Annotated in this window: 20 protein-coding genes and 1 pseudogene; 2 read left to right on the plus strand and 19 right to left on the minus strand. The window is 60.1% G+C overall.

What is annotated here, in order from left to right; all coding sequences use genetic code 11:
- Positions 1–18 precede the first annotated feature (18 nt).
- Together ACORQT_RS25065 and traI are read right to left on the minus strand one after the other, a co-directional pair.
- Positions 19–273, minus strand: coding sequence for a hypothetical protein (locus ACORQT_RS25065; protein ID WP_232095390.1), 255 nt, complete (start codon positions 271–273; stop codon positions 19–21).
- A 290-nt stretch (positions 274–563) separates the two neighbouring features.
- Positions 564–5,859, minus strand: a pseudogene (traI, locus tag ACORQT_RS25070) (conjugative transfer relaxase/helicase TraI).
- Between the two features lie 117 nt (positions 5,860–5,976).
- Here traI and vapB point away from each other — a divergent pair.
- Both vapB and vapC read left to right on the plus strand, forming a co-directional pair.
- The gene (gene vapB / locus ACORQT_RS25075) at positions 5,977–6,204 is read left to right on the plus strand and encodes a toxin-antitoxin system antitoxin VapB (protein ID WP_197751373.1); all 228 of its coding nucleotides are present in this window, start codon (positions 5,977–5,979) and stop codon (positions 6,202–6,204) included.
- Positions 6,204–6,602 (plus strand): type II toxin-antitoxin system tRNA(fMet)-specific endonuclease VapC, encoded by a 399-nt coding sequence (gene vapC / locus ACORQT_RS25080; RefSeq protein WP_197751374.1) that lies wholly within the window; start codon positions 6,204–6,206, stop codon positions 6,600–6,602. Before vapB ends, vapC begins: the two co-directional genes overlap by 1 nt.
- Positions 6,603–6,637: 35 nt before the next feature.
- On the opposite strand, the gene traD is transcribed toward vapC, so the two are convergent.
- From traD to traV, 17 genes are all read right to left on the minus strand, one after another.
- Positions 6,638–8,836, minus strand: coding sequence for a type IV conjugative transfer system coupling protein TraD (traD, locus tag ACORQT_RS25085; protein WP_197751375.1), 2,199 nt, complete (start codon positions 8,834–8,836; stop codon positions 6,638–6,640).
- Positions 8,826–9,035, minus strand: coding sequence for a hypothetical protein (locus ACORQT_RS25090; RefSeq protein ID WP_232095405.1), 210 nt, complete (start codon positions 9,033–9,035; stop codon positions 8,826–8,828). Before ACORQT_RS25090 ends, traD begins: the two co-directional genes overlap by 11 nt.
- 2 nt (positions 9,036–9,037) lie before the next feature.
- Positions 9,038–9,568, minus strand: a complete 531-nt coding sequence (locus tag ACORQT_RS25095; RefSeq protein ID WP_033641526.1) for a hypothetical protein — start codon at positions 9,566–9,568, stop codon at positions 9,038–9,040.
- Complete coding sequence (gene traG / locus ACORQT_RS25100) at positions 9,565–12,396, minus strand: conjugal transfer mating-pair stabilization protein TraG (protein WP_197751376.1); 2,832 nt, start codon at positions 12,394–12,396, stop codon at positions 9,565–9,567. Before traG ends, ACORQT_RS25095 begins: the two co-directional genes overlap by 4 nt.
- Position 12,397: 1 nt before the next feature.
- Entirely contained in the window at positions 12,398–13,765 is a 1,368-nt protein-coding gene (gene traH / locus ACORQT_RS25105; protein WP_444859443.1) for a conjugal transfer pilus assembly protein TraH, read from the minus strand.
- Entirely contained in the window at positions 13,762–14,298 is a 537-nt protein-coding gene (gene trbB, locus ACORQT_RS25110; RefSeq protein WP_206195978.1) for a type-F conjugative transfer system pilin assembly thiol-disulfide isomerase TrbB, read from the minus strand. Before trbB ends, traH begins: the two co-directional genes overlap by 4 nt.
- Entirely contained in the window at positions 14,285–14,599 is a 315-nt protein-coding gene (locus tag ACORQT_RS25115) for a type-F conjugative transfer system pilin chaperone TraQ (protein ID WP_197751379.1), read from the minus strand. The genes trbB and ACORQT_RS25115 overlap by 14 nt, the downstream gene beginning before the upstream one ends.
- 10 nt (positions 14,600–14,609) lie before the next feature.
- Positions 14,610–15,359: a type-F conjugative transfer system pilin assembly protein TraF gene (gene traF / locus ACORQT_RS25120; protein ID WP_269475161.1), complete on the minus strand. Its 750-nt coding sequence runs from the start codon at positions 15,357–15,359 to the stop codon at positions 14,610–14,612.
- 41 nt (positions 15,360–15,400) lie between these two features.
- Positions 15,401–17,305, minus strand: a complete 1,905-nt coding sequence (gene traN / locus ACORQT_RS25125; protein ID WP_444859444.1) for a type-F conjugative transfer system mating-pair stabilization protein TraN — start codon at positions 17,303–17,305, stop codon at positions 15,401–15,403.
- On the minus strand, positions 17,302–17,976 hold the full coding sequence (gene trbC, locus ACORQT_RS25130) for a type-F conjugative transfer system pilin assembly protein TrbC (RefSeq protein WP_444859445.1): 675 nt from the start codon (positions 17,974–17,976) through the stop codon (positions 17,302–17,304). Before trbC ends, traN begins: the two co-directional genes overlap by 4 nt.
- A gap of 10 nt (positions 17,977–17,986) precedes the next feature.
- Positions 17,987–18,985 carry a conjugal transfer pilus assembly protein TraU gene (traU, locus tag ACORQT_RS25135; RefSeq protein ID WP_197751382.1) on the minus strand — a complete coding sequence of 333 codons (999 nt, stop codon included), beginning with the start codon at positions 18,983–18,985 and terminating at the stop codon, positions 17,987–17,989.
- Positions 18,982–19,359 carry a hypothetical protein gene (locus ACORQT_RS25140; protein ID WP_197751383.1) on the minus strand — a complete coding sequence of 126 codons (378 nt, stop codon included), beginning with the start codon at positions 19,357–19,359 and terminating at the stop codon, positions 18,982–18,984. Before ACORQT_RS25140 ends, traU begins: the two co-directional genes overlap by 4 nt.
- Before the next feature lie 11 nt (positions 19,360–19,370).
- Positions 19,371–20,006 carry a type-F conjugative transfer system protein TraW gene (gene traW, locus ACORQT_RS25145; protein ID WP_206195976.1) on the minus strand — a complete coding sequence of 212 codons (636 nt, stop codon included), beginning with the start codon at positions 20,004–20,006 and terminating at the stop codon, positions 19,371–19,373.
- Positions 20,006–20,785 carry a DsbA family protein gene (locus ACORQT_RS25150; RefSeq protein ID WP_444859468.1) on the minus strand — a complete coding sequence of 260 codons (780 nt, stop codon included), beginning with the start codon at positions 20,783–20,785 and terminating at the stop codon, positions 20,006–20,008. Before ACORQT_RS25150 ends, traW begins: the two co-directional genes overlap by 1 nt.
- Before the next feature lie 148 nt (positions 20,786–20,933).
- Positions 20,934–21,353, minus strand: coding sequence for a type-F conjugative transfer system protein TrbI (gene trbI, locus ACORQT_RS25155; protein ID WP_197751386.1), 420 nt, complete (start codon positions 21,351–21,353; stop codon positions 20,934–20,936).
- Entirely contained in the window at positions 21,350–23,980 is a 2,631-nt protein-coding gene (traC, locus tag ACORQT_RS25160) for a type IV secretion system protein TraC (protein WP_197751387.1), read from the minus strand. The genes trbI and traC overlap by 4 nt, the downstream gene beginning before the upstream one ends.
- 13 nt (positions 23,981–23,993) lie before the next feature.
- Positions 23,994–24,533, minus strand: coding sequence for a type IV conjugative transfer system lipoprotein TraV (gene traV / locus ACORQT_RS25165; protein ID WP_197751427.1), 540 nt, complete (start codon positions 24,531–24,533; stop codon positions 23,994–23,996).
- Between the last annotated feature and the right edge of the window lie 11 nt (positions 24,534–24,544).

Genomic DNA, 24,544 nt, shown 5'->3' on the forward strand with positions numbered 1-24,544 from the left:
GCCATCCGATTTCCTTTCTTAGTAAGTCGACTGCCAGTCCTGGCCCTGCGCCCAGCGGGATTGCCAGTGCGCCAGGTACTCTTTGGCCACTTCAGACATGTCGCGCTGCGCCTCGCCGATAACGCTTAGTATCAGTTGCTTCGCCGACCCTTCAGGTGAAAAAACCACCTGTACCGCCGGCGCCGCCAACAGGGGCGATGCCGGCAGCCAGCCGCTGAGTACCAGGGCGGCAACGCCAAACACGCGGGCGGGGAGTCGCCGCGTCTTATTCATGCTCGCCCGCCCTGTGCAGCTGCGCCTGCAGGTGCTTCATGCCCATGAAGACCAGCAGCGGCAACGGGACGAGCACATTGCGCCAATACAGCGGCAGGTCGCTCAGCACATCCCACTGCACATATCCCCAGAGCGTCGCAGCCCCGGACAGCAAGACCGCAGTGGTTAACAAAACGCCCTATGTCGTTGATACGTTTTGGGTTGTATTCATCCGTTTTTTACTTTAGGTAATGCCGTGCGAGGCTGAGGCTCGTCACCTGTCTCGCACGGCGTTGGACAAGCACAGCGCGTCAGTCGCCACCAAGGGTTTTCTCTTTGTTCAGTTCCCGTTCGGGATGGGCATCGCGCACCAGGTTTTGTTCGTCCTGCTGAAGCCGACTACGGGTTGATACCGGCTCGCGCGCCACCTGACGGACAGCGGCATCTACCCGCAGTGCCGCATCCTGGCCCATCACCTCCCGCATGACCGTCGCCGGCAGACGCGCTTTTACGTCCTCGGCGAGCAGTTCACCGCCTGCAAGCAACGCACGCAGTTGCTCATCGTTAAGCCCGGCCAGCCGCTGCGGGTCAGGGGAGGTCTTCTCGCGGCTCAGTTTGTCGGCCTGCGTCTGCAATTCACGCTGCTGGCGTTCCTCCGGACTCTCCGGCAATTTAATGACACTGTCGAACGCGCCGCTCTCCCGTGCAGTGGCCTTGAGCGTCTCGTCGTTCACCCACACCCTGCCACCGGTCATCGCCTGGGGGTTGAACGGCACGTCGTCACCCTGCAGGCGTACCACCACGCCACTGTCGGGATAGCGTGCCGCCAGCCAGATACCGTCCTGCATCGTCCCGGCCAGCCTGGTCTCGTTGTTGCGGCTCCCCTGCAGCGCCACGAACTGCGCGCTGTCACTGCCGAACACTCGCCCCTGCGTTGGCAGTCCCCTGACGCTTTTCCCCTGGGTGTCCGCTAGCGGCGCCAGCCAAGCGCCGGCCGGTTTGCCGTTGGCGTCATACATCGGCAGCATGGCGTGGGGCTGCGGATACTTCTTACCCGGAGACACATAGTGCACCAGCGTGTCGCCGGTAAGTTGGCTAGCGCGCAGCACCGCGCGTCCCAGCGCGTTTTCGGATAAAGGTACCGCTTTGCCGTAGAGGTCGGCGGTCGCTTTCTGGCTGCCCGGCGCCATCCCCAGCACCGCATCATGGGCCGTGGTGCGCTCCTTCGCCTTGCCAATGACATTCAGCCACCCAGCTTCGTTGTCGGTGTACACCTGCACGTGCTCCTTGGCGCGCGAGAGCGCCACATAGGCCGACGCCCGGGTGACCAGCTGCTCACGCCCGCCTTCCACCCCCTCGAGCGTGATGGCAAAACGTTCGCTGGCACCCTGGGCACCGTGGGCGGTGATGGCATAGGCCAAATCGACGTGCCGGTCTTGTTGCTGCACGCGGGGATTGACGGTACGGGTCTGTTGTCCATCGGAGAGCGTGACCATATCACCTTTTATCGCCTCGACCGTCCAGGTGCTGTTGGCCACATGCCCGCGCTCGACGTCCGATTTGGAGAAGCGCATGCGGTCGCCCACGCTTACCTCGATGGTGCGCGGGTTGTACAACGTGACGCCTTCGCGCACCGCACTGGCCGGGGAAAACAGCCGGGTATTGCCCTCGCTGTCCTGCAGGCTGACGGTACGGGACTGACTGTCGATGTCGGCCATCCGGTAGTAGGTGTTATCCAGCAGGACGACGGCGTCCCGATGACGCGCCCAGGTGCCCAGCTTGCGCAGCTCGCCGTCGCGAATATTGGCGCTCTCAAGGATGGGCAGACTGACGGCTTCCCCCTTCAGCTCGCCCGCCGCTTTACGTTCCTGGTGAATGCCGGCATTGATGATGTGCCGGTCGGCATTAAGGTGAGTGATGATCAGCGTATCGCGCCGGGCCGCCTCGGTGCGCCCCAGGTAATCGCTGACAATCGCGGCATGAATGTCATCCGGCCCCTTGGCAGGATATTCAACGACCGACTGCGCCGGCACCCAGGCATCGGCTTGTCGGGGCACATTGGCCGGCGCCACGGCGCGCACCACGTCCAGCGCGCCGGGCACATCGTTATCAATCATCTTGTACACCGCCGGCTTCAGCTCGGGGGTCTGGCGCACAATCTCTTTCATGACCGCCATATCGATGGCGCTGCGCCCCTGCGCCAGCCGGAACGGCGCACCCGGCGCAATCGCTTCCAGCTGGGCTTCGTCACCGCTCATCACCGCGCGGCCGTTGCCCTCGGCAATCAGCGCGTAGGCGCGTGCCATGTCGCTGTTGCCCACCATCGAACTCTCATCCACCACAAACAGCGTGTTGCGGTAGTCCGGCTTCTCGCCGCCAGCGACCTTCAGCCCCTCATCGTGCAGGAACGACGCCAGCGTTTGGGCATCGACGCCGGCAGCCTGCATTTCCCCCACCGCGCGGTGCGTTGGCGCCAGCCCCACCACGCGGGGACGTTCGCTTTCAGGCAACTGCGCTATCCCGGCGAGTACCGCCTTGAACTGGGTGGTTTTCCCCACACCCGCATAGCCCTGTATTGCCACAAATCGGTCGGTTGTGTTTAAAATAAGGTCGACAGCCTGCCGCTGTCCCTGGGTCAGATACGGAGTCACCTTTCCCTCCCGCTGACCGGGGCCGTCCTCGTTATGGGTTTTGCTACTGGTTGTTACCAACGGCGGCAGGCTGTCCTTGCCGTCGGCAATCAGCCGTATAATGCTTTTCTCCGCCTCGAAGCTGGCGCGCGAGACCAGCAAGTCCGCCCCGACACCGGGCGCGACATCCACTTTCAGCAGCTCCCCGCGTTTGACCTGCGCCTCGATTTCCGTCTGGATGGCATCCATCGACACGCCTTTGGCCGCAAAACCGAGACTGCCGGCAAGCAGTTTGGCCTTGCCAAACGCGACGCTATCCCCTTCCAGCGTCGGAATGGCCAAATGAATGGCCTGCTGCGCCGGAGTAAACAGCCCCGATTTTTGCCCGGCGATCGCGGCATCAAGCCCCTCCTCACCGGCCAGTTGTTTGACCTGCTCGCCTGCCAGGCGGTACGCCGAGTGCTGGGCGACTTTCTCCTGCGTCTTGCGCGCATCAAGAGCAGAATAGAGGGTGATGTGCCCACCGCTGCGCGAGATGCCACTCAGCGTGGCGCTGTTAAGCTCGCTTTTCTTCACCGCTGCATAGACCGCCGCCGTACTGCTCACCGAGGCGCCGAGGCTTTCCACATACGCCGGCGCCACCTTGACGGCGCTGAAGACGTCGTTGCCGACCGCGAGCGCTCGGTCCGCCGGCTTCTGCGCTGCATCCGACTCGCCGGCCACGCGCACCTGCAGCTCGCCGGCGCCGGCACGAACAACCGTCAGTGCCGTGCCGGCCTTCAGCGCATTCTTTCCCCGTCCTTCCTCGCCTAATACCCGCAGGCGTTCGCCGTCGGCCACCGTCATCGTGCCGGCCCGGAACAACGACCAGTCCTTGTCCACGGCTTTGACGGCCAGCGTGTGTTTTTCACCCTCGGCGTCACGCAACACCAGGTTGCGCGTTTGCGCACCGACCCGGTCGACAACGAACCGCTCGCGCTGCCGGCTTTCCGCATCCCAGCGTTCCATCACCATGCCTTCCCGGTAGGTATCGATAGCACCCCGATTTTTGCTGTCCAGCCATACCGGCGTCAGCGTGGACACATGGGTCTCTTCGCGTCCCAGCAGCCCGGCGTCTTTCAGCTCGTCACGGATCATGGCCGTCAACATCCGCTGGTCGGCCGGGCCGTTTACCTGCGCGACCGCCGACCGGTCTTCAACCAATGCCTGCACCACGCCTTTGGCCAACTGACCGAAGCGCTGGGCCTTGTCCGGCTCGCTTACCACCTCCGCCAGCACAGCCTGACGACTACTGAACTGATAGCGCGGTACACCGGCCTCTTTCATGACGGCGAGGGCATTGCCCGTCCCCTTGCGCTTTTCGGTATCCATCAACACCAGCTGCACGTTGTTACGCACGGCACCATCCAGCAGCGCCACGGTCTCCTTGAGCGTCAGTTTCTCTGCCTGGTCAACTGTTCGGCGCAAACAGCGCCTCGCTGCCGAGCGCAGCGCGCGTCACCACGCGGCTTTCATCGAGATGTACGCTTTGCTGCAGATACTGCTGTGACTGCCGGTCAACGGTCAGCACGGTGGCTTCGCGGCCCTGCTCGCGCGCCAGCTCAACCACTTCCGCCACGCGGGAACGGTTTACCGATGCGCCCCCTATGCCCGACAACACTGCCATCGTCGGCGCATGCTGCGCCAGCTGCTGCACGGCATCGCTGTAGGTTGACATGCTGCCGGTGCGCGGGTCAGACTTTGGCGCGCCTATCACCACCGCACTCTCGTCAAGGTGCGTGCGGCTCAACTGCGCCACACTCAGCTCATCGAGCAGATGAATATCGGAGGTAAATACGCCTTTCTCCTTGTCGAGCGGAATAAGCTGCTCGCGCTCGATAGCGCGGTCGATGCCGTCGCGTACCGCGTCCAGCATGCCCGGCTCACCGGAGAGGTAGCTGATGGCCTTGTTGGCCACCTGGTTGTGCGTGAAGTTGACCTGCCGGTCAGAGAGCGCCGAAATGGCTTGTCCCACCGCCTGGTCGACCAGCACATCGCCCCCCGCCTCCAGCGGCGTCGGGGACGGCGTCACCATCGTGCGAGACTGCGCCTCGGCCATGTAAGCCTGAATATCAAAACCGGTGGCCTTCATTTCCTGCATCAAGACAACCGCTAATTCGGCCGGATCGCTGGCGACCTTGGCCTTGCGGGTGTCAAGCGTCGCCATATCCCGTGACTTAATTGAGGCATCAGGGCCGGCGGCGGCGTCGATGGCGTGGCTGCGCTTGGAGAACACATCAATCACTGAGTCCATATTGTCGGGTTCCCACATACCGTGCGGCCCGACCGTCTTGGTCTTGTACCCCATGGCTTCCACATCCTGACGGAACACATGGCGATATATCTGGCCGAAGGCCACCTGATTGGCATACACACTCTCAATAAACCCGGTCTTGCCGACCGTATCGGAGGACAGGGTCTGCCACTTGCCGTCATGCTGCGTGACGTTGGCTACCACCGCATGGGTGTGCAACTGCGGGTCCAGGTCGCGGGACGTATCGTGGTTAAAGAGCGCCACCACCAGGTTACCGGTCAGCTTGGTCTCGGAGACGCCGCCCTCCATCACCCGCGTCGAAGCCAGCTTCTCCACCTCCCGCACCGCGACTTCTACCGCGTGGTTATGCGCGGCGATAAGGCGTTTGTCGCCCCCCAACATTGCCAGAACAGAGATGCCCTTAGGCGCCGAGAACGTCAGGTCATAGCCGGAACGGTGTTTATTCTCACCACCAACCATGCGGGTCAGGTTACTGCCGTCCGGTAACTTGCCTTCCAGCACGGCCACGAAGTCTTTGACGTCCACCTTGCCCGTCAGGCCCAGGGCTTCCGCCCCCTGGCCCACCCAGCGTTCGTCCATGCTGCCCAGCACGTAGTAGTTGTCCTGATGGGTGTAGTAGTCGCCGGCTTTACCGGCAGGGCCGACCTGGCCAATGCTCATCATCTGCAGTCTCTCCCAACCATCCGCTCCTGACCGGCAAAAGGCATATCCCATTGACATATCCCACACCAATCACCACAATGGATATACAATCGGTATATCCAAATGTGGAGGTGTGTCATGGAAACAACCGTATTTCTCAGCAACCGTAGCCAGGCCGTTCGTCTGCCCAAAGCGGTGGCGCTGCCTGACGACGTCAAACGCGTGGAGATCATCGCCGTTGGTCGCACGCGAATCATTACGCCGGCCGGCGAGGGCTGGGACAGCTGGTTCGACGGTGATGATGTCAGCGCCGATTTCATGACGTTGCGCGACCAACCCCCAATGCAAGAGCGGGAGGCGTTCTGATGTTGAAGTACCTGCTGGACACCAACACGTGCATCTTCACCATCAAGAACAAACCCGTGCACGTCAGAGAGCGCTTCAACCTGAATACACCTCGCCTGTGCATCAGTTCGGTCACCTTGATGGAGCTGATTTACGGTGCAGAAAAAAGCCAGGCGCCGGAACACAACCTGGCGGTGCTCGAAGGGTTCATCGCGCGTCTTGACGTTCTGAACTACGATGCCGCCGCCGCCGCACACAGCGGCCAAATTCGGGCCGAATTGAACCGGCAAGGACTCCCTATAGGCCCATTTGATTTGATGATTGCCGGCCACGCCCGCAGCCAGGGGCTGATCGTGGTCACCAACAATACACGGGAGTTTGCACGTGTTGATGGATTGCGCATCGAAGATTGGTGCTGATATTTTCACTCGCGAAGATTGGCCAGTACACATCATCAGAATTCATCTCCCGGTTCGCTGTCCCCATGATGAACTTCGGCCAGCTCGCGCCGATGCCTGTCGATATTGATGTTGGTCTCTTCCCGGCGCTGCATGGCTTGCTGCCCCATGGCCTGCTGCTGCTCCTGCCAGGCTTCATACTGTGCGATGTCCACCACTTCGCCGTCGCCACTGATACCGGGGGGCAACTCCCCCCGTTCTGCATAACCATCACCGGGCGCCGGTTTCTGTTTCAGTTCCGCCTCCTGCCCCCCTGTCACGGTGGCAGCAGCTGACACGACAGGCACGTCACTGGCAGGGTTCTCTGTCAGCACCGTACTCACGGCAGAGACAGGGGCATCAGCGGTGTCGTTCGCACTGGCCGCCGGCTGGATAGGGGGTGCAGCGAACAAGGCATCCATATTGCCGGTTTCGGCTTCCCGCGCTTCGATCGCCGATACAAGCCGCCCATCGGCAGCGGAATCAATCTTGCGAGGCTCATAGGGGTGCGCGACCTGCCTGACTTTTTTGTACACCATCTGCAGCCTGACGGCCGGGTATGGCCCCGGCAGCGTCACATAGCAGCACAAATCAGGCAGCGTCTGGATGTCGCTGTAGCTCACCAGCTGCATGCGCTCCAAATCCTTACCGACGGACACCCCGTCCCTGACGGGGTCGGCCCCGTAGGAATACTGCTCGGAGGCCTTGCGATACTCTTTTTCACCGACTTCGCCGGCGGCGAACTCGGCCCCCACGCGATCCGGTACGCTGAAGAGGAAACGGGTACGCAGCACCCCGAACAGGGTGGCCGCCGCCTTGACGCCATAAATATCTTCAAGCTGAGAGTAGGTCTGGAATCCCAACACAAAGCATCCGCCAAACTTGCGCGCTTCCGGCACGATGGACACCAGATCAGGCAGTTTGTGCAGGGTGGGTAATTCATCGGCAAAAATCCAGACACGGCGGTCCGGGTTCTCGCCCATCGACAACAAGCTGTGTGAGGCGATAGAGAGCCACATGGAGATCAGCGGTTTGAGCGCCTTGTGGCTGGCGGCATCGGAGGTCAGGAACAACCAGCCATTTTTGCCGTTGTCCTTCACGCCGCGCATCCAGTCACGGATAGTGAACGGTGCCCCCAGTTTCTCCACGCCCTGCATGTAACGCAGTGCCTTGGCGTAGTTGGTCAGCACGCTGCGAATAGAGATGGCGGTCTTCTCGATTTTGCCATCCACCAGGTTGGCCGCCGGCGTGCCCTCGAGATAAGCGCGCAGACGCGGCAGGTCGATGGACAACAGCGTATTGAGCAACTTGGCGTAGCTGCGGTCTTCGTCATTGCGCATGCGGTAGGCCGCTTCCACAAAGATGGTTCGGGCCGACCCCTGCCAGAACGGATCTTCGTTGCTGCCCATGGGGATAAGGATATCGGCGACGTTCTCAAAGTCCGGCAGTGTCAGACATTCCGACCATAAATCCCAGGCGACACAGCGCGCATCCTGCGGGTTGAGGATTTTATCGTACTGCGGATCGTAGTAGTCTTTGACAAAATCACAGGACTTGTCGTAGACAATAACCATGTCACCGCGTTTGCGGGCATAGTCCATCAGCTTGCGATACAGCCGTGACTTACCCGTACCGACGCTGCCCATGGCGCAAAAGTTTTTGACCTCGCTGTTTTTTAGCAGCGGCAGGCCATCAATAATGATATCGGATGCCATACCATCGCGTTTGAGCATGTTGGCCACCACCTCAGGGTTATCGGTCAATGTTCGCCCGCCGGTGATCTCATCCTCGCTCTGCTGCTTGCCCTGACGGCCAAGTATCCACACGGTGACCACGAACCCCGTCACACACGCGCCCGCCGCCACGATGCAGGCAAAGATCCCTTCACGCCAAATCAGCTGACCGCAGTAGGAGACGTAACTGTCGAGCAGCACCTGTTTGGCGGTGTAGGTCAACGTCTTGCCGTAATAATCCAGGTGGTAGAGGGTCTCTGACGGCGATATGCTCGGCCAGCCTTCCACCATCCAGACCCACCAATGAATCAGGCCGTTCGTGAGATTCTGGATGGACACGCGCCACAACAGCGTGCAAATCGCCACCAGGAAGAAGGCGATAAACAGGCAGTAGAAAATCAGGTTGCCGATCTGCGTGAACATGCGCAGGCGCATAAAGGCGATCTGCCCGCCCTGCGTCATGTCCTTGGCGTTAAAGCTCATCAACACCTCCCTTTGCTACGGCCAGAATGCAGGCTTCAAGTTCACTGTCGGTTAATCGACTGAGTGCCAGCAGGGCACCGCGCATCACATGCGAGGGGCTGTAGAGGGGGTTCTCAGCCACCATACGCTGCAGGCGCCCAAACGTACCGTCATCGAGTCGCAGGGTGGTGGTATGCGTTTTGGCAGAGATCTTAGCCACCGTTATTCACCTCCCTGTTTGCGGGATTTGATAAGCTCCAGAGCGGCGGTAAATGCTGAAAGACGATAGCGGCCAATATCCATATTAAAAATGAACACCATCATTACTGTGAAGAAAATAAGCGGTATGATATATGCCATAGAACCTAAAGCACTATTCGCCGCCAAAACTGATAATATCAGCACCAGTGATAAAAATACCATCGCGTAGCTTTTTACTTTTTTACTTAACAACTCCAACACCTGCGAACTCTCTCTCAATTGAACTGGTAGTGAGAGATACAAGCTCCGTCCATTGACAATGCTTACTGATATTAAAAAACCAAGAAACGCACTCATTCCTGTTGCAATGAGTAATTCCGAATCCCTTTGATCAGCCAAAAAGAAACTAACCAGTGGGCATAAAACCATCCAGACTTCCATTAGTATTGCAGGTTTAACACAAGAAAAGAATGATGGTATCTCAAGTTGTTCATCCATCAGTTCTTTCAACTGTGCAGCCTCATCTTTTATTATCTTATGAGTAACCATCATTTACCACCCCGCTCTTTATTGAATTTATCTTGCATGGCTTGTGCCTGTGCCATCATTTCATCTTGACTACTTGCACCTGGTATACCTTCCTGCTTCTCTTTTTCAAGATTATATTTTAAATTTTGTGCAGTTCGTGCTGACGAATGATTTTGCTGCAGTTCGTTTCTCTGCCCTTCAACATTTTGCTGTTGGCTATGAATATCTGTCTGAATTTTTTGTTGGGCTGTTTGGTTATTATCAACCATACCATTAACCTTAGCTCCCACATCATTGCGTATTCCGGCTTGTGAGGTTCTGTTTTCAACCGCACTCTGGTGTTTGTTATAATCAGCCTGAATATCCTGGCCGGAGCTTCCGCCACCAACAGACCCCATGCCGGCGCCAAGCGTACCGCTGCTGGACTGATATTGTGCATCCACCTGCGGCGCCACCTGTTCACGCACAAAATCACGCGCAAGCGACTGACGCGCGGCAACGGCGTCCTGCGATTGACCGGTCAAAATGTTGCCGGCATCGTTTGGTGCCTTGTCCATCACGTACTGCGCAAACTGCTGGCTCAGGTTCTCGCGCATATCGCCACTGAGACTCTCGGTACGAGAAGCCTGCTGTGACAGCTCCTGGCTGCGGGTATGTGCACTACTGTATTGTTCGTAGCTGCTCTTGGCGCCTGACAAGGACGAAGAAAGCTGATCAATGCGCGAGTCCGCATTGTTATCCGTATGACTGCCGGACTGACTGGTGCGCTGGCTGGTCAGGTAGTCCATCCCCTCCTTAAAGTCAGCAGCGGCCTGGGCGCTCTGGTCGTGACGCGCATCCTGACTGCCACGCGTGCCGCTACTAGCAGAATGAGAATCGGTGTCGCTCCCTCTTTTGTCGTAACTTACGCCCATATATCCTTCTGCCGTTACACCATTCCCCAACACTTTCAATCCACCACTTGCGGAAACACCAGCTCGCGTATTAAAGCTCGCGGTATCAGTAACGGCTCTCGACGCCAACTCCTGCGTTGCCTGCTCTTTGCTGACATTGTTGGCCTTGGCATAACTTTCCACCGCGCTCGCCATTTTGTGCGCCGCGATGCTGGACTGGCTGTTTTGCGCCGTGTCGGCACCGTGGGTCATGCTGTCGCTGCTGCCACGTTGGCCGGTAAACTGCGACAGTTGCGTCCAGGCGCTGCTGATATTGCTGTTGAAGCCCTGCATGGATGTCTGCGCCTGGGTCTCGGCTTCCCGCGCCATTTCCTGCTGCGCGGTCGCAATCTGCTTCGTCACGCCGATATCTACCGGCAGTTTGGACATCGCGCCGCTCGCATCCCAGACGCTGCTGCCATCGCCCGTGCGGGTCTGCGTGCCGCCGGTCGGCAGTTGCGCGGTCATCTGGCCGGCACGCACGCTGCTGTTGGTATCCCAGGTGTTACCCTGCACGTTGTCGGTTTGCATGTTGTTGAAGCTGTAGTTGGCATCCGACACGCTCATCGCCGCCGACGTCGCCGAACTCTGGTAGGCGCCGGTCATGCTGTGGCTGACGCTCATCAGCCCCTGCCCCAGCCCTTTGGCGATATACCAGGAGATAAACGGGATCATGCCGGAGATATAGCCGGCGGTATTGGCCAGATCGGAGTAGTTCAGCTTCACCGTGGACAGATTGCTCAGCACCACGGGCGAGCCGGCCTTCTGGCCGTAAAAGGCCATCGCGCTGTTGAGAATGGCGTACAACAGCGGCCAGCTCATCACCCACAGCCAGCCGAACACGTAGGCTTTGGCCACTTCCTTGCCCTGGTTAACCATGCCGATCACCACCAGAATGGGGAACATCCCCATCATCATGCCGATCAGGATGACCTGCAGCATCGGTAAGGAGCGCATCATCACCTGCCCGAGCGTCGCCTGGGACAGACGCTGCTTCTCGATGGCCGACGTGCTGGCGATGTTGAGCATGCCCGCTGTGTCACCGCTGCGCGCCGAGTAGCTCATGATGCCGCTGCGCAGGCCGTTCATGACGATGTTCTGCTTGATGATGTCGCTGGCCGTCTTTTGGTTCTGGTAAAAATACTGGTAGCTGTTCCCCAGCAGCTGCCCGAACAGCAGATCGCGGTCTGGACGACCGCCAAGAATGCGCCGCGCATAATAGCTGTAGGTCGGACTGCCGGTTTTCGCTTCCAGGCCCAGCATGTTCTTCAGCGGCATCGCGGCTTCTTCACAGGTCTGGAAACGGCCGTCCTTGTTGAACACACCGCGAAGCGGACTCGGCTGACGGAAGATCAGCGCATACGGATCTTCGGAATGCATCAGCTCCTCAAAGCTGTACTTGTGATTGAGCAGCATGTCGCCCACCACACAGTTCTGTACATAGTCGGCAAACAGGTTGGCCAGCTCCGGGTTCTGGGCGGTGAAGTCGGTGCTTCGGGACACCAGTGAGGAGCCGAACAGCATGCCGGTCTTGCTGTAGGTCACCGCATCCGGCTGGCTGAACACCATTTCGTAACTCAGCACCATGGCGTAACCGATGCGGGTGATGATGGTTGCCGGCAGCACAATCCCCAGCGGTACATTGGCCACCCGCTGAATCGAACGCTGATTGGACAGATCGATGATTTGCACCGGCTGCGCCTTGGTCAGCAACGCCGAGGAGAACACCAGCACAAACACCCAGCCCAGGATATCCATCAGGTCGCGACGGGCGGTATACCGCGCGGCCAGCACCAACACGCTGATGGCCACCGCAAAATTCCGTATCCAGTCCCAGGTATCGGTCTGCATAAAGGCCGCGACCGCGTTAAGGTTCTGCGCCAGCCACTCCGAGCCGCCAATGACATAGATTTCCGTCATGTTATTGCGCCTCCCCGAACTGATAATTGTTCTGGTAACGTGTCAGCAGGCGTGCCGACACCTGCTGGCGCATGTAACGCATCTGCTGCTCGACAACCAGCAGGGCATCGGTCTGTACCTGTACGCGCGATTGCAGGGAGGCGATAAGCTGCCCGGCCTGCATGAAGTTGTTGTTGATCTGCTCAACGGTGACCTCCGGGTAGTTCCCGGTCGCCAGCATGGCGCGCGCGCCGCCCATCAGCTCCTGCAGGTACTGCATCAGGATGTCGTACCCCACGTAGTCGGCCAGTTGGTGCACCATTGCGCTGGACACGCCGATCATTTGCGGGTCGGTCAGGTAAGTCAGCAACGGCACATGCGTGCTGGAAATCAGGCCTTTCTCCGCATCCGTCAGTCGCTCGTCGTTGCGCGCCTTGCTCTCGATGCTGAACAGCATTTTTTTGATTTGCCCTTTCAGGGCATTGTCCGGACTTATCGTCGTGGTGCTGTCGGCCACCACCTTCAGGCACTTGTCGCTGTCGTTGCAGTGATAAACGCGTGCGGCGCCCCCTTCCATCAGCGCCTTGATGATGCTCTGATCGGTGGTGCGTGGCGGCAGCGGCGTGATTTCGCCGTTGGGGCCGAACACCAGTGAGCCGGTCAGCGTCATCACGAACTCCTTCAACTCCTTGTTGCCGTCTAACATCCGGTTTTTGGATAACGCATCCCACATAATGTTGATGTTCTTGGAGATACGCTCCTTATCCTTCTCTCCTGCCCGGTCACGCACCGAGTCACCTTTGCCGCCCACCGTGCAGCCCTGCCGCGAGGCAGCCCAGTCAGCGAAGATGTTGGATTCGCCGGCAATGTCCTGGCAGACCTTCTGCTGAGAGACCTGCGTGCGCGGGAATAGCCCGCCAACAATGCCCTGCGCCGCCTGGCAGCTGCTCATGTTCATGCTGTTGATGTCGCTGGCCATTTTCTGGATGAAGTCTTTGGCGTCTTTCAGCTCCGGCACCGTGGTCTGCAAAGCCAGATCGAAGAAGTAGCCGGCGGCGTTGGACATGATCTGTTTGGTGAAGCGCTGCAGCTGCTCGCCGTTGATAAAGCTGAATGCCCCCAGGTACGCATCGATGCCGCCGCAGCCGGCATTAATATCCGGCAGCGACATCGAAATCAGCTGGATTTGTTTGACGCCGGTGCGGGCGTAAATCGACCCACCCGAGATATACCCGGCCGCCTGCCCCTGCCAAACCGCCGGTGCCGTGGTGTTGGACGCAAACCCCAGCTTGTCAAAAAACTGGTTCATGTCGCTGTTCATGTCGGCCACGGCCGGCGCCGTCAAAAGCAGCCCCAGCGCGATGCCCCCAAACCGAGTGCACAAAGTCATTGTTGACCTCCCCTCATCAGCGCTTCCTGTAACACGGTATCCAGCCGCGCCATAAAACCGCGCTCATCGCTGGCACCCTGGATCATCGGGTAGGTCGCCAGCGTATTGACGTTCACCAAAAACGTTGTCGGCGACGCCACCGGCAGCCCGGGGAAGAAGGTACGCATCACCTCCGGCGGCGCCGGGATGGCTTCCGGAAACGTGGCATCGCCCTGACCGTCGAAGGTGTAGGCGAACACGGAAAAGCCGACCCGCTCCGACAGCGATTTCAGCAGCGGATCAAACTGATGGCAGTACGGACAGTGCCCCTGCATAAATAGCACCACCTTCCAGTCATTGAGGTTGACGCGCGCGCCGTTGCTGAGCGTAAACCAGCGTGGCGCTGCAGCCGGCCGCAGAGCGGGGACGGACGTCGCTGATGGCGTCCGATTGACGCCGGCGTTTTTCTGCAGCGCAGCTATCTCATCAATCGTGGAGCCATGTGCCAGCTCGGTTAACAGCAGCGCCAGCCAGGCGATGTTAACGATCCGCATTCTGCACCTCCCCGGCCCCGTGCTGTTCGTCTGTGCTCGCCGGCGACGGCGCCTGTTCACGATGTGCCGCGATATAGGCCTGCTTTTCCGCCTCCTCGCGCTGCCGTTTGGGGACGCGCGCCAGCTCATCGAGGATTTTGTAGCCGCCGCACAGCGTCAGGGTGAGCGCGATAAACTCGGCCAGCGTCACCGCCATGTCCGGCGCCCGGTGCACCAGGCCGGCCACAATATGGAACCAGATCCCGAAGGCCGCGACCCAACCGCCGGTCGCGTCGATGTCAGGGAATTTAAATTTACGCATTCAACGCTCCTTAATAATTGGGTTTGAAGTCGGTAAAGACGTTCAGGAACTGTTTGGCCAGATCGTCCTGGCTGATAAAGCCATAGGCCAGCGGCTTGACCGCGCCGCTGCGCGGGTCAACCAGCACCAGCGCCGGGAAGTGGCTGATGCCCAGCCGCTGTGACTGTCCCGCATCGCGCCGGCTCTCCGGCATCGCAGGGTTGACCACCCCGTCGATAGTCACCGGCACCACTGACAGCCCGTAGCTGTCCCGGAAGCCCTTCACCACGCTGACCAGCTGGCCGTCGATAGGCTCGGCACCGCGATAGAACAGCATCAGCCCGTACTGCTGCGCCATTTTGCCGATGGCTTCGCGCTGGGCAGCGAAATCGGCCGCCAACTGGCTCTTTACCGTGCCGTTGTAGTGGCTGTGCTTCAGGTTGTAGTCCAGCTCCGGGTGCGCTAAAAACGCGCGCTGTGCAGAGCGCTCAAACAGCCCCGCCTGCTGGGTGAAGTAGTTTTGCATCTGGAAGAACTTCACGAAGTTCTCGGTGCTGGGGTACAGGATGGCGTCTGCCAGCCGCTCCTTGAGCGACTGCTGCAGCAGCTGCAGTTTTTGCAGTGCGCCGGCCGGAGCGGCCGGGGCTACAGCCTGCGGTGGCATCTCGTCGTCAGCGGGTTTGGCCTCCCGCTCATACCACTGCCAGCCGCCGGCCTGTGCGGTGAACGCCGCGCCCAGCAGGCTCAGGCCCAACAGCGCTGCCGCCCTGCGGTTGGCCAACCCGCGTGCCGCCAAATTGAAATTTGAAGTCCCGCGCGTTTTCACTTGGCTGCCTCCTGCATACGTTGTGCGATTTGCTGCTTAACCTTCTCCAGCAGTGCTGCGTCCTCGGGCACCTTCTGGTTCTTCATCAGGTCTTCATAGAAATTGGCAAAGTCCAGCTGGTCAAAGTTGATGCGCTGCAGCTCGTCTACGGTAATGCCCCGGCAGTCAGGTGATTTTGCGTCGCCAAAGCTGATACCCAGCTGCCACGCGCGCCCCTGCTGCTGAACAATCTGCGCCAGCTTGCTGTCGAACTGGCAGTAGCTGCGCTTCTTCTGCAGGCAGACACCCAGCACTTTCTTGCTGCAATATTCGCCGACGCTGACGGTCAATTTGTTCTCTTTCGCCTTGCCCAGCGCCTTCTCTTCACTGTCGCAGTGCGCAAGCCCTACGCTGTTACCCCACCCGGAGTCCTTGCAGCAGTCGCTGAAACCGGCAAACGCCTTGCGGCAGGACTGTCCCTTACCGGTGAAGGCGCGCACATCGATGCCGTTCAGCGCCGCCACGTCCTTGCCGGCGGCCGCCACCGCGGCCAGCTCGGAAACGGCGTGCGCAAAGTCGTTACCCTGGGTGCCCTTCTGCGCCTTGTCGCACTCCCCGTCCAGGCAGTACATCTGGCCACCACATAGCATCACGTTACCGGTGGTGCGGGTTTCGCAGGAGTAGGTCACGTTCTCGTGCAGGCACTGGCCATACTCATCGGAGAAGGCACAGCCGTGCGTGGCAATAGTGCAAGCTGGATTGTTGGCATAGGCTTCGCAGCTGCCCTGGCCGGCCTCCTGCAACCGATAGGTGTCGGTAAAGCGCCAGCAGCTGGCCCACACCGGGTAGGTCTGGCCGTTGACCGTAACGGTTCGTTCGCCGCCCGGCTCACTGCAGACGGTATTGACCTTCACCGCCCCGGCCTCCTGCGCCAGTGGACAGTCGGCCGGCGTCGACGTGGTCGGCACCCAGACCTGCACCGACGAACTGCCATCGAACTTCACGTAGAACACCATCGGCGAGCTGCCCCCGCCGCCGCTCAGCTGCCTGACCATCGCATCCAGAAAGGTATCCAGGTGGCCACCGGGGTCCATGGTGAGGAAAATATAGACCTGCTGACCTTGCGTGAGCGTGACGTTACCGACGTTCAGCGGCCGGCTGCCCCAGTCCTGACGGCCATAGCGCACCTCATTGCCCAGCAGTGAAAAGGCCAGCGGCACGCCATAGCTGTGCAGATCGTCCTGCAGCTCGAGGTATATCGACCCCGTAGTGAGCTTGCCGGTAAACGGTGCAGTAAAGGTGCCGTGAATGCGGTTGCCTTCTTTCCACCAACGGATCATCGATTTATCGATGTGTGCGTTACGGTCTTCATAGCGGGTCTCATAGTGGCCACCGATGTCGGTGGTACGCTCGCAGGTACGCATCACCGCCGTATCGCGCTCGCACACATGGCGGGTGAACTCACTGCGCGTCACCTGTTCGGCCTTGCAGTCCGGGCCTGTCTTGCCGACGATGATCTCGGCCTTACCTTCAATGTCCTTGCCGGCCTGGATAAAGGGCGCATCGTGAGAAATCGGCTCCTTGGGGTTCTTGAGCACCGAATCAGTCACCGCCTGCCCCACCTCGGTCTGGCCCCAGGCGGTGCCGCCGTCGGTCTTCAGGGTGTTGGCATCTCCGGCTGTGACACCCCCGTAGTAGCCTTTTTCTTTCGGGTTATCGGTGTAGTTCGGCAACACGTTGGCCGGGTTGGTGTTCTGCAGCGTACCTGTGCCCTGACCGGCGATCTGTTTGGCAAACTCGCTGCCGGTCTGGAACACGTCATCCCCTTCCGCCCGGCAATCGCCCACCGCGAAGATAAACGCCCCCCATACCAGGGCATGTGTCGCCAGCAAACCGGGCAGAGACTTCACCAGGTGGGTCATTTTCCGCTCTCCTTGTCCAGCAGCGCCTGAGCCGTGGCGGCGCAGTCGCCGTCCTTGGCGACCTTCTTCAGCGCCTGCGCCATCAGCAGGTTGCCGCGCACCACATCGAAGCCGGCCGCGCAGCGCACAACCAACGCCGGCACGGCGGTCACGCCGTACTGTGTGTAGGGCTGCGGGTCGATTTGCACGCCGTCGATGCCGCCGGCTTCCACCAGTTTTTGCACCCGCTGCACCGTTTCGCGCATGTCGCCATTCGCCATGCCGCGCAACGTGGCCGGAATGCCGAATCGACGCGCCTCTTGCAGCATGCGACGCATACCCTCTTCGGGAATAGCGGAGGACACGAAGTACAGCGCCCCCTCGGCCGGTTGCTCGGCGGCGTCCTGACGCTGCTTCGCGGCCAGTTGGTCAATAAAGGACTGGTCGTCCTGGGCCAGCGAACGCGGCGGCTGATTGCGCAGGAACTCCGGCACCGGGGTGTTTTGGTGCAGGTCAGCCGAGCGCTTTTCCTGCTCGCGCAACCATGCCCGGTTGCTGTCTACCTGGATGGTCGCCTGCTGCTGTGCGGTAGCAACAGGATCTACCGCCGTTTGCCCGACAGCGATCATCGGTACGGTTGCTCCCGTCAGAAGCACTGTCAGCAGCCCTGTCGCTTTGCTGTATGTCGTCATGACCTTCTCCTTATAAAAAGACGCAGTTGCGCTTGCGCCACATGACATAGCCGAAGTTCTTCTTGCTGGCCGGCGAGTTGTGACCCACTTCCCAGCGCATCACGCTACTCCCCATCGGATGACAACGCGCGCTGTCCGGGTACATGTTCACCATCTGATAACGCCAGCGTTCTTTCGGCATGATCGGTGACGGATACTCGAAGCAAACCGCCCGGTCTTTGCCGATGGACTCCATGATTTGCCCCTGGCGGTGCAGCTTGAATGCCATCTTTTCCGAGACCAGCACCGACGACTGCAGCGGACTGATTTCCTTGGCGACCCAGCCGTTGAACGGGTACATCGAACCCTGACTGCCGGCGCACCAGAACAATGCGTCGATCGGCAGATGGAAGCCGCTGGCAATGGCGTCGGCCGCGCAGGCGCCCTGCGCCAGCGGATTGGCAAAGACCACAGCCTCCGGGTTGAGAATGGTGGTCAGGCTGCTGTCCACCCAGGTCGGATCGATTTCCGAAAGATAGGCAATATCCAGGTCGCCCCCCTGCAGGCAGCCCACAGACGTGATGATGTTCAGCCAGTAGGTCAGCGGGTACTTGTACCAGTGGACGTGATAGAACGCGGTGGTCACGTCCCCCTTGCCACTGCTGCCGCCGGTGCCGGTGCCAATCTTGCCGAGGTTAATGCTGAAACCGCCCAGGTTGACCATGCAGCCCGGCGAACGGGTCACGTCAGTCATGGCCATCGGCTCCCAGTACCCCATTGCCATCCCGATACGCTGAAAAATCGGCGGCGGCGCCGGGCAGAACTGAATAGGGCTGCCCGGATTGCTGGTATCCGGCAAATCCCCCTTGCCGACCGGAATGCTCCCAATCGAGAGCGGGAAGATGCAGCGCCAGCAGATATCGGAGATCGGGTTAACAAAGCGCCCCTGACAGGCCGCATCCGCCGCCTGTGACGGTGCCGAAAACAGGCCTGCCACGACCAGCAACGCCGAGAGCCAGCACCGGGTCATGCGCGACGCTCCTGGCAATATGTCGCCCACTGCGTTCCCCGATAAATCTCTTGCACATCACCGGCGGCAACCATCCGGGCGGTGGGACGAGCCTCATCCTGTGGCGGTAATAACGCGGCCAGGGTGCCCAGCAGACTGTCGATAAGCGCCAGCTTGTCGAACAAATAAGGGCTGTGACCGTCCTGATCGGCAGGTAGCTGCTCACGCAGCTCGTGGGCTACCTCACGGCACTCAAGAATGCATTTGTAGATCCCACCCTTTGCCGACGCCGCCTGGCGGATGGCCATCAACTCGCCGTGGCGCGCGGCCAGCAATTGGCGACAGCTCTGCAGCTGATTCTCGGTCGCAATAAAACGTTTACGTGTCACAAACATGCTTATCCCCTTTAGTTCGCGCTGCCGGCGGCAGGAATGGATTCGATACGCAGCCGCAGGCCGCTCGGCGCCGCCGTGATGCGCGCCGGCACCGTCGTCAGCCCGAACCGGCGCGACAGCGCCCCGCCCTGATCGAAGTAGATACGGCTGTCCAGCGCGGCAGAGGTTTTGGGAACGTCGCCGTTGACCAGAATGACCTTCACCATCAGGGTCTCCGGCTGCTGCGCCTTCATCCAGGCAACCTGCTGCGGATCGTCGCCATCGATGAAATACAGCGTCTGCGCGAACGGCACGGTGGCCAGTGGGTTGATAACGTCGCCCTTGCGGGCAAACACGCGCCCCTTGTCGTCTTTCAGGTCAGCAGAGAGCTGCACGCTCGGGTCGAAGAAGCGTTCGGCATAGCGCTCGGTCTTGCCGATGCCGGCGACCGGCTCAGGCCGCTGGCTGTGTTTCACAGTGCGTTCCTTAAACACCGTCATCTCCTGCTCCCAACGGCCGCTGCGCTGCAGCGCGGTCAGACGTTCGTGAATGGTCTGCAGCATGTCCGGCTCGGCCACCGGGTACAGGTCGCCCCAGGTGCCGAAATCTTTGGCCAGCGCCATGCAAGGCAGCAGTGATAATGAGAACACCAGGCAGACAAGGCGCATCAGTGGCCTCCTGCTTTTGCCTGTGCGACAGCGGCCCGCAGCGCCGTCACATCAACCGCGCCGTACAGCGGCGTCACCTGATCCGCCCGCGCATCACGGGTCGGCATAACGATAAAAGCGGGAGTGCCGCTGATGTTCAGCTGCTGGGCCAGCTCGCGTGTGGCCAGCAGCGTTTTCTCCGTCTCGGGCAGTACGGTCATCGGCGCGGCGCCAGCCGCCAGGAGCGCCGCATTAAGCGTGGGTTGCGACAACCGACCTTCGTTCTCACCAGAGGCAAACACCGCATTGTGGTAGGCCAGATAGGCCTCACCGCCCTTGAGTTGCCACAGCGTCAGGCCGGTACGTGCCGCCTGCACCGACATCGGCCAGCGACTGCCGAAAATGGGGAATTCCTTGAACACAAAGCGCACATCGGGATTGTCCCGCACAAAGTCGGTCACCACCGGCGCCATACGCGCGCACCAGATGCACTGATAGTCGAAGAACTGCACTACGGTCACGCCGCCGTCAGGATGCACAACCGGCGTCGCCGGATCGTGCAGTAACGTCGCCTGCAGTTCCGGCTGCATGGTCAACGCGGTTTGCACCGTGCGATTGGCCGCGGTCTTCTGCTGCGCTTCCAGCTTTTCGCTCATCTGCAGCAGAATTTCCGGGTGCGCCAGCAGGTAATCGCGGGCTAGCGGGCCGATGGCCTCCTGCTGCGCCGGAGTAAACGCCGGACTCGGATCGGGTAAGGCGTTAACGGACGGTAACGTCGGCGGATAATCGATGCCACGCAGTCGAGGTGCCTCCCGGTGAGCTTGGGGGGCGTCGCGGCCACTGGCTGCTTGTTCTTCGCCGGTAAGAATTGAAGGGCAACAATGGCGGCAGTCACAGGGAATAGCGCAATAACCGCCAGCAAAAACACCCTATCTCGGAGATTTCGATTCATGGCTGATTATCCTTATCAACACTGACGGTATTGCCCCGCTGCATTCGGGCAGCAATATCCCGCTGCAGCTCGCGAGTGACGTCCTTTGCCCCTCCCACCACCGCCGGCGAGACCAGGATGATCACGTTGTTGCGCTGCTGGTATTGCGCGATGCTGGTTTGCAGCGCGCCGGTAAACCGTTCGGCCAGCAGCTTGCTGCGCTCCGGCGGCAGGGATTGTTTGGCGGCGCTCTCGTAGAACGCCTCCATGGTCTGTTTCATGTCGAAGGTGACGATCGCCGGCTGACGCTGCAGCAGCCACAGCGTGGCCCCCACACTGAGCAGAACGGCAATCAGCACACAGACCGTACCCCACAGCACAATGGCGCGTTTCTGTGCCTGGCTGTTTGGCGGCGTGATAATGGCAGGCAGTGTCATGCGGCCACCCTCCCTGTGTAGTTTTCTTCCACCCAGCGCTCGATGCGCGCCATCTCCTCGCCAAAGTTGCGGTGCGCCAGTTCATACACGGCATCGTGTACCGATACCCCCTGTTCACGCCGGGCCTGCATGAACTCGAAGTCCTGGCCCTGGGAGGAGTACATGGCGCGGCTCAGCGGATCGACAAACAGGCGGTGCCAGCTGACCTTGCCGGAGACCATCAGCATGAAGGAGCTGAACCACTGGTCTTTGGCCGACTCGAACTTCCCGATCATGTCCTGCTGCAGCTGAGTGAAGTTGTCCGGGTTTTTCTGCAGATAGGTTTTGAACTCGGAGGCGTCCTGCATCAGGATGATCTTGTAGGAGGAGTTGCCCCAGGCGGCTTTCGCGGCCGAGCTGGCGGTGTCCGAGTCAAAGTCCTTGATGTTCTGGGTAATGGTGATGTACGCCCCGCGGTGACGGCGCGCGGTACGGTAACCCTCTTCGATAAACTCGCCCGCCTTGGCATTCTTGAAGTTGAGCAGCTTCCAGCCTTCGTCGATAACGCACAGCTTCTTGCTCTGACGCGATGTCTGGTACATCCGTCCCTCGATGTAGATCATCAGCGAGAACATCACCGCAACAAGCAGATCAGGGCGGTTTTTCAGGCCGCCCATCTCCAGTACCACCATGTTGACGTCATCGCGCAGCGACGGTTCGTCGGAGTTGAAGAACTCACCATAAGTGCCGTCGGAGCAGTATTTATCCAGCAGGATGATCATTTCATGCAGGCGATTGCGGATGGTCGGCGAATCGCGGTAAACCTCCTCATCCATTGCGTCGCGCAGAAAGTCACGCACATCATCGATACGGGCATTCTTTTGCTTGCTCAACCAGGCAGCCTTGACCGCCATCTCCAGCAGGCTCTCATGAACTTCGTCCAGGTTGCCGTCGGGGCTGGCCATCACCGAAATCAGGTTGGCGATCTGCGTCGCCGACAGGTTGATGTCCTTCACGTTGGCGAACGGGTTGAACTTCAGCGTCTGGGCGTCGATGTAAACCCCGCCCATGTTTTCGCACAGGCTCTTGTAACCATCGCCCATATCGAACACCCAGGCGGCGCCACCGGTATCCAGCACGCTGCGCAACATCGGCTGAATGAGACCGGTTTTACCGGCGCCTGACGTCCCGGCCACCGCCATGTTGTAGTTGGTGTTGCGCATCACTTCTGAGTAGATGTCGATGAACGCCAGCTGGTTGCGGTAGGTCGGCGCCAGCAAACCGGACGGCGCCAGACGGTTGTCGGCGACGATCGGCATCAGGTTGACCACGTTCAGGGTCTTGGCACGGTGTACCGCACCGTGCATCGCCAAATCCTGGAAGACGCCGTGCTCGGCCATAAATGGCAGGCAGGCCAGGAAATTCCAGTGCTGCTTGAAGCGCGGCGATATCAGGTCAAAGCCGTTCTTGCGGTAGCTGTTGATGACGTCCTGTTCACAGCGCAGCGCCACGCTGTCGTTGTCTTCGCAAAACACCGTCACGTTATAGAAGAAGGAAACGATCGCCGTCTGGTTGGACGCAAGACTCTGGCGCAGATCGCCCCACTCCTTCATTTCCTCCAGCGTGCCGGGGAAGAATTTGGCGTAGGAGGTGCGGGATTTTTTCTCCAGATCGATATACTTGCGGTTCGCCTCGAAAGAGGTCTTGGTCTGCTCTTCAACGACCAGCGTCAGCGTAATAATGAACGGCGTGGCGATCGACAGTTCGGGATACAGCAGGTTGCCGTAGTTGTCGGCGGAGTTCCACAGAAAGGCCATCTCGGGATTCTGCTCGAGCTGGAAGTTCATCACCCGCGCCACGCTGCCCGTCTTGCTGCCGGCATCGCGCAGGTTGATTTTTACGCAGTCGGGATACACGTCCATGCCAAACCCGTTGTCAATGCACTGGAAGTTCAGGTCTTTGAGCGGGTCGAGTTTGCGCGGCTTATTGTACAGCTGGTTCGGATCGTGGTTGATGATTTCATCCACGACGTTGATAAAGTCCGCGGCGTTCAGCGACTGGGTCGGGATTTTTGCCCCCATCAGCGACGCACGCAGCACCTTGACCAGGTTCTCCAGCTCGGTGATGAGCGCCTTGTTGCGACGTTTGCTCTTGACGCAGTAGGAGATAAACACCCGGTAGTTGCGCAGCGTCAGCGGCATATCGACGCCCGGCGGCAGGGAAAACCGGTCTGCCGCCGCCATCAGGTAGTAGGCACGCGTGATGGCGTTGAATTTGTCCGCGTCCTTGCCCGACCAGGAAAAGTCACGCAGGCCGGACTCCACCAGATCGCCGACGCGCTTGCTGGCCATTAGGTGAACGGACAGCGCGATCCCACGCGGCAACTTGGTGCGCAGCAGGCTTTCGAGCGTCAGAACCACCTGCTCGTTGGCGCCGGCCAGCGGCAGCGCTTCCAGCACAAAGCCGATGGAGCCGGCATTGATGAATAGCCCGCTCTCTTCGTCGTAGTCGCGGTAGGGCAGCACGCTGCTCAGCTGGGGAAAGTTCATGTCACCCAACACCTTGTTGGCAGCGGCGGCTTCATCCGGCATTTTCAGCGCCGACAGCAGGCTGTTGGCAGTATGGGTGACTTTGTCGAGCAAATTCATTTACGGCTCCCTGTCAGTATACGGACTGGGGCTGGCCCCAGACGGCAGGTTTAACCACGAACAGCACCTTGCCCGGTTGGTGATAGACGTCCTGGCCGTCAATCCAGGGTGCAATCCATAGCTGTGCGGTCTGCTCGGCCTGGCGGGCCGGTCGGGTACTGCCGACACCGGAACAGCGCGGCAACGTGCAGGTACTGACGGTTGTTACGATGGCGGCCGACGCCGCAATCGCCGGATACGCTGGAACCGACGGAGCCGAGGATGCGGCCCTCTGACGAGGTAACAAACGGGAAGTGCTGCCGACTGATACAGGAACGGGGCCGGTATCTCGCCCCACTGCCGCAAAGTCGCCGTCAGCCAGGCGAGGCAATGCGGCCGCAGCCGGCTTTGCTTCGCTGCCCTCTTCCAGCGACTTGGCTTTCTCGTTGGCTTGCTCCATGGTCATGCAACTGTCGGAGGTGGTGGCGTTACAGCCGAACTCGCTGCTGACGCCGGCACAACCGGCCATCAGCAGTACGCCACCCAAGGCGGGGAATAAAAGCAGTGATTTCATGATGTGCGTTT

Origin of the sequence: Serratia sp. (in: enterobacteria) (assembly GCF_052400455.1) — a bacterium.
Classification (GTDB): domain Bacteria; phylum Pseudomonadota; class Gammaproteobacteria; order Enterobacterales; family Enterobacteriaceae; genus Serratia; species Serratia ureilytica.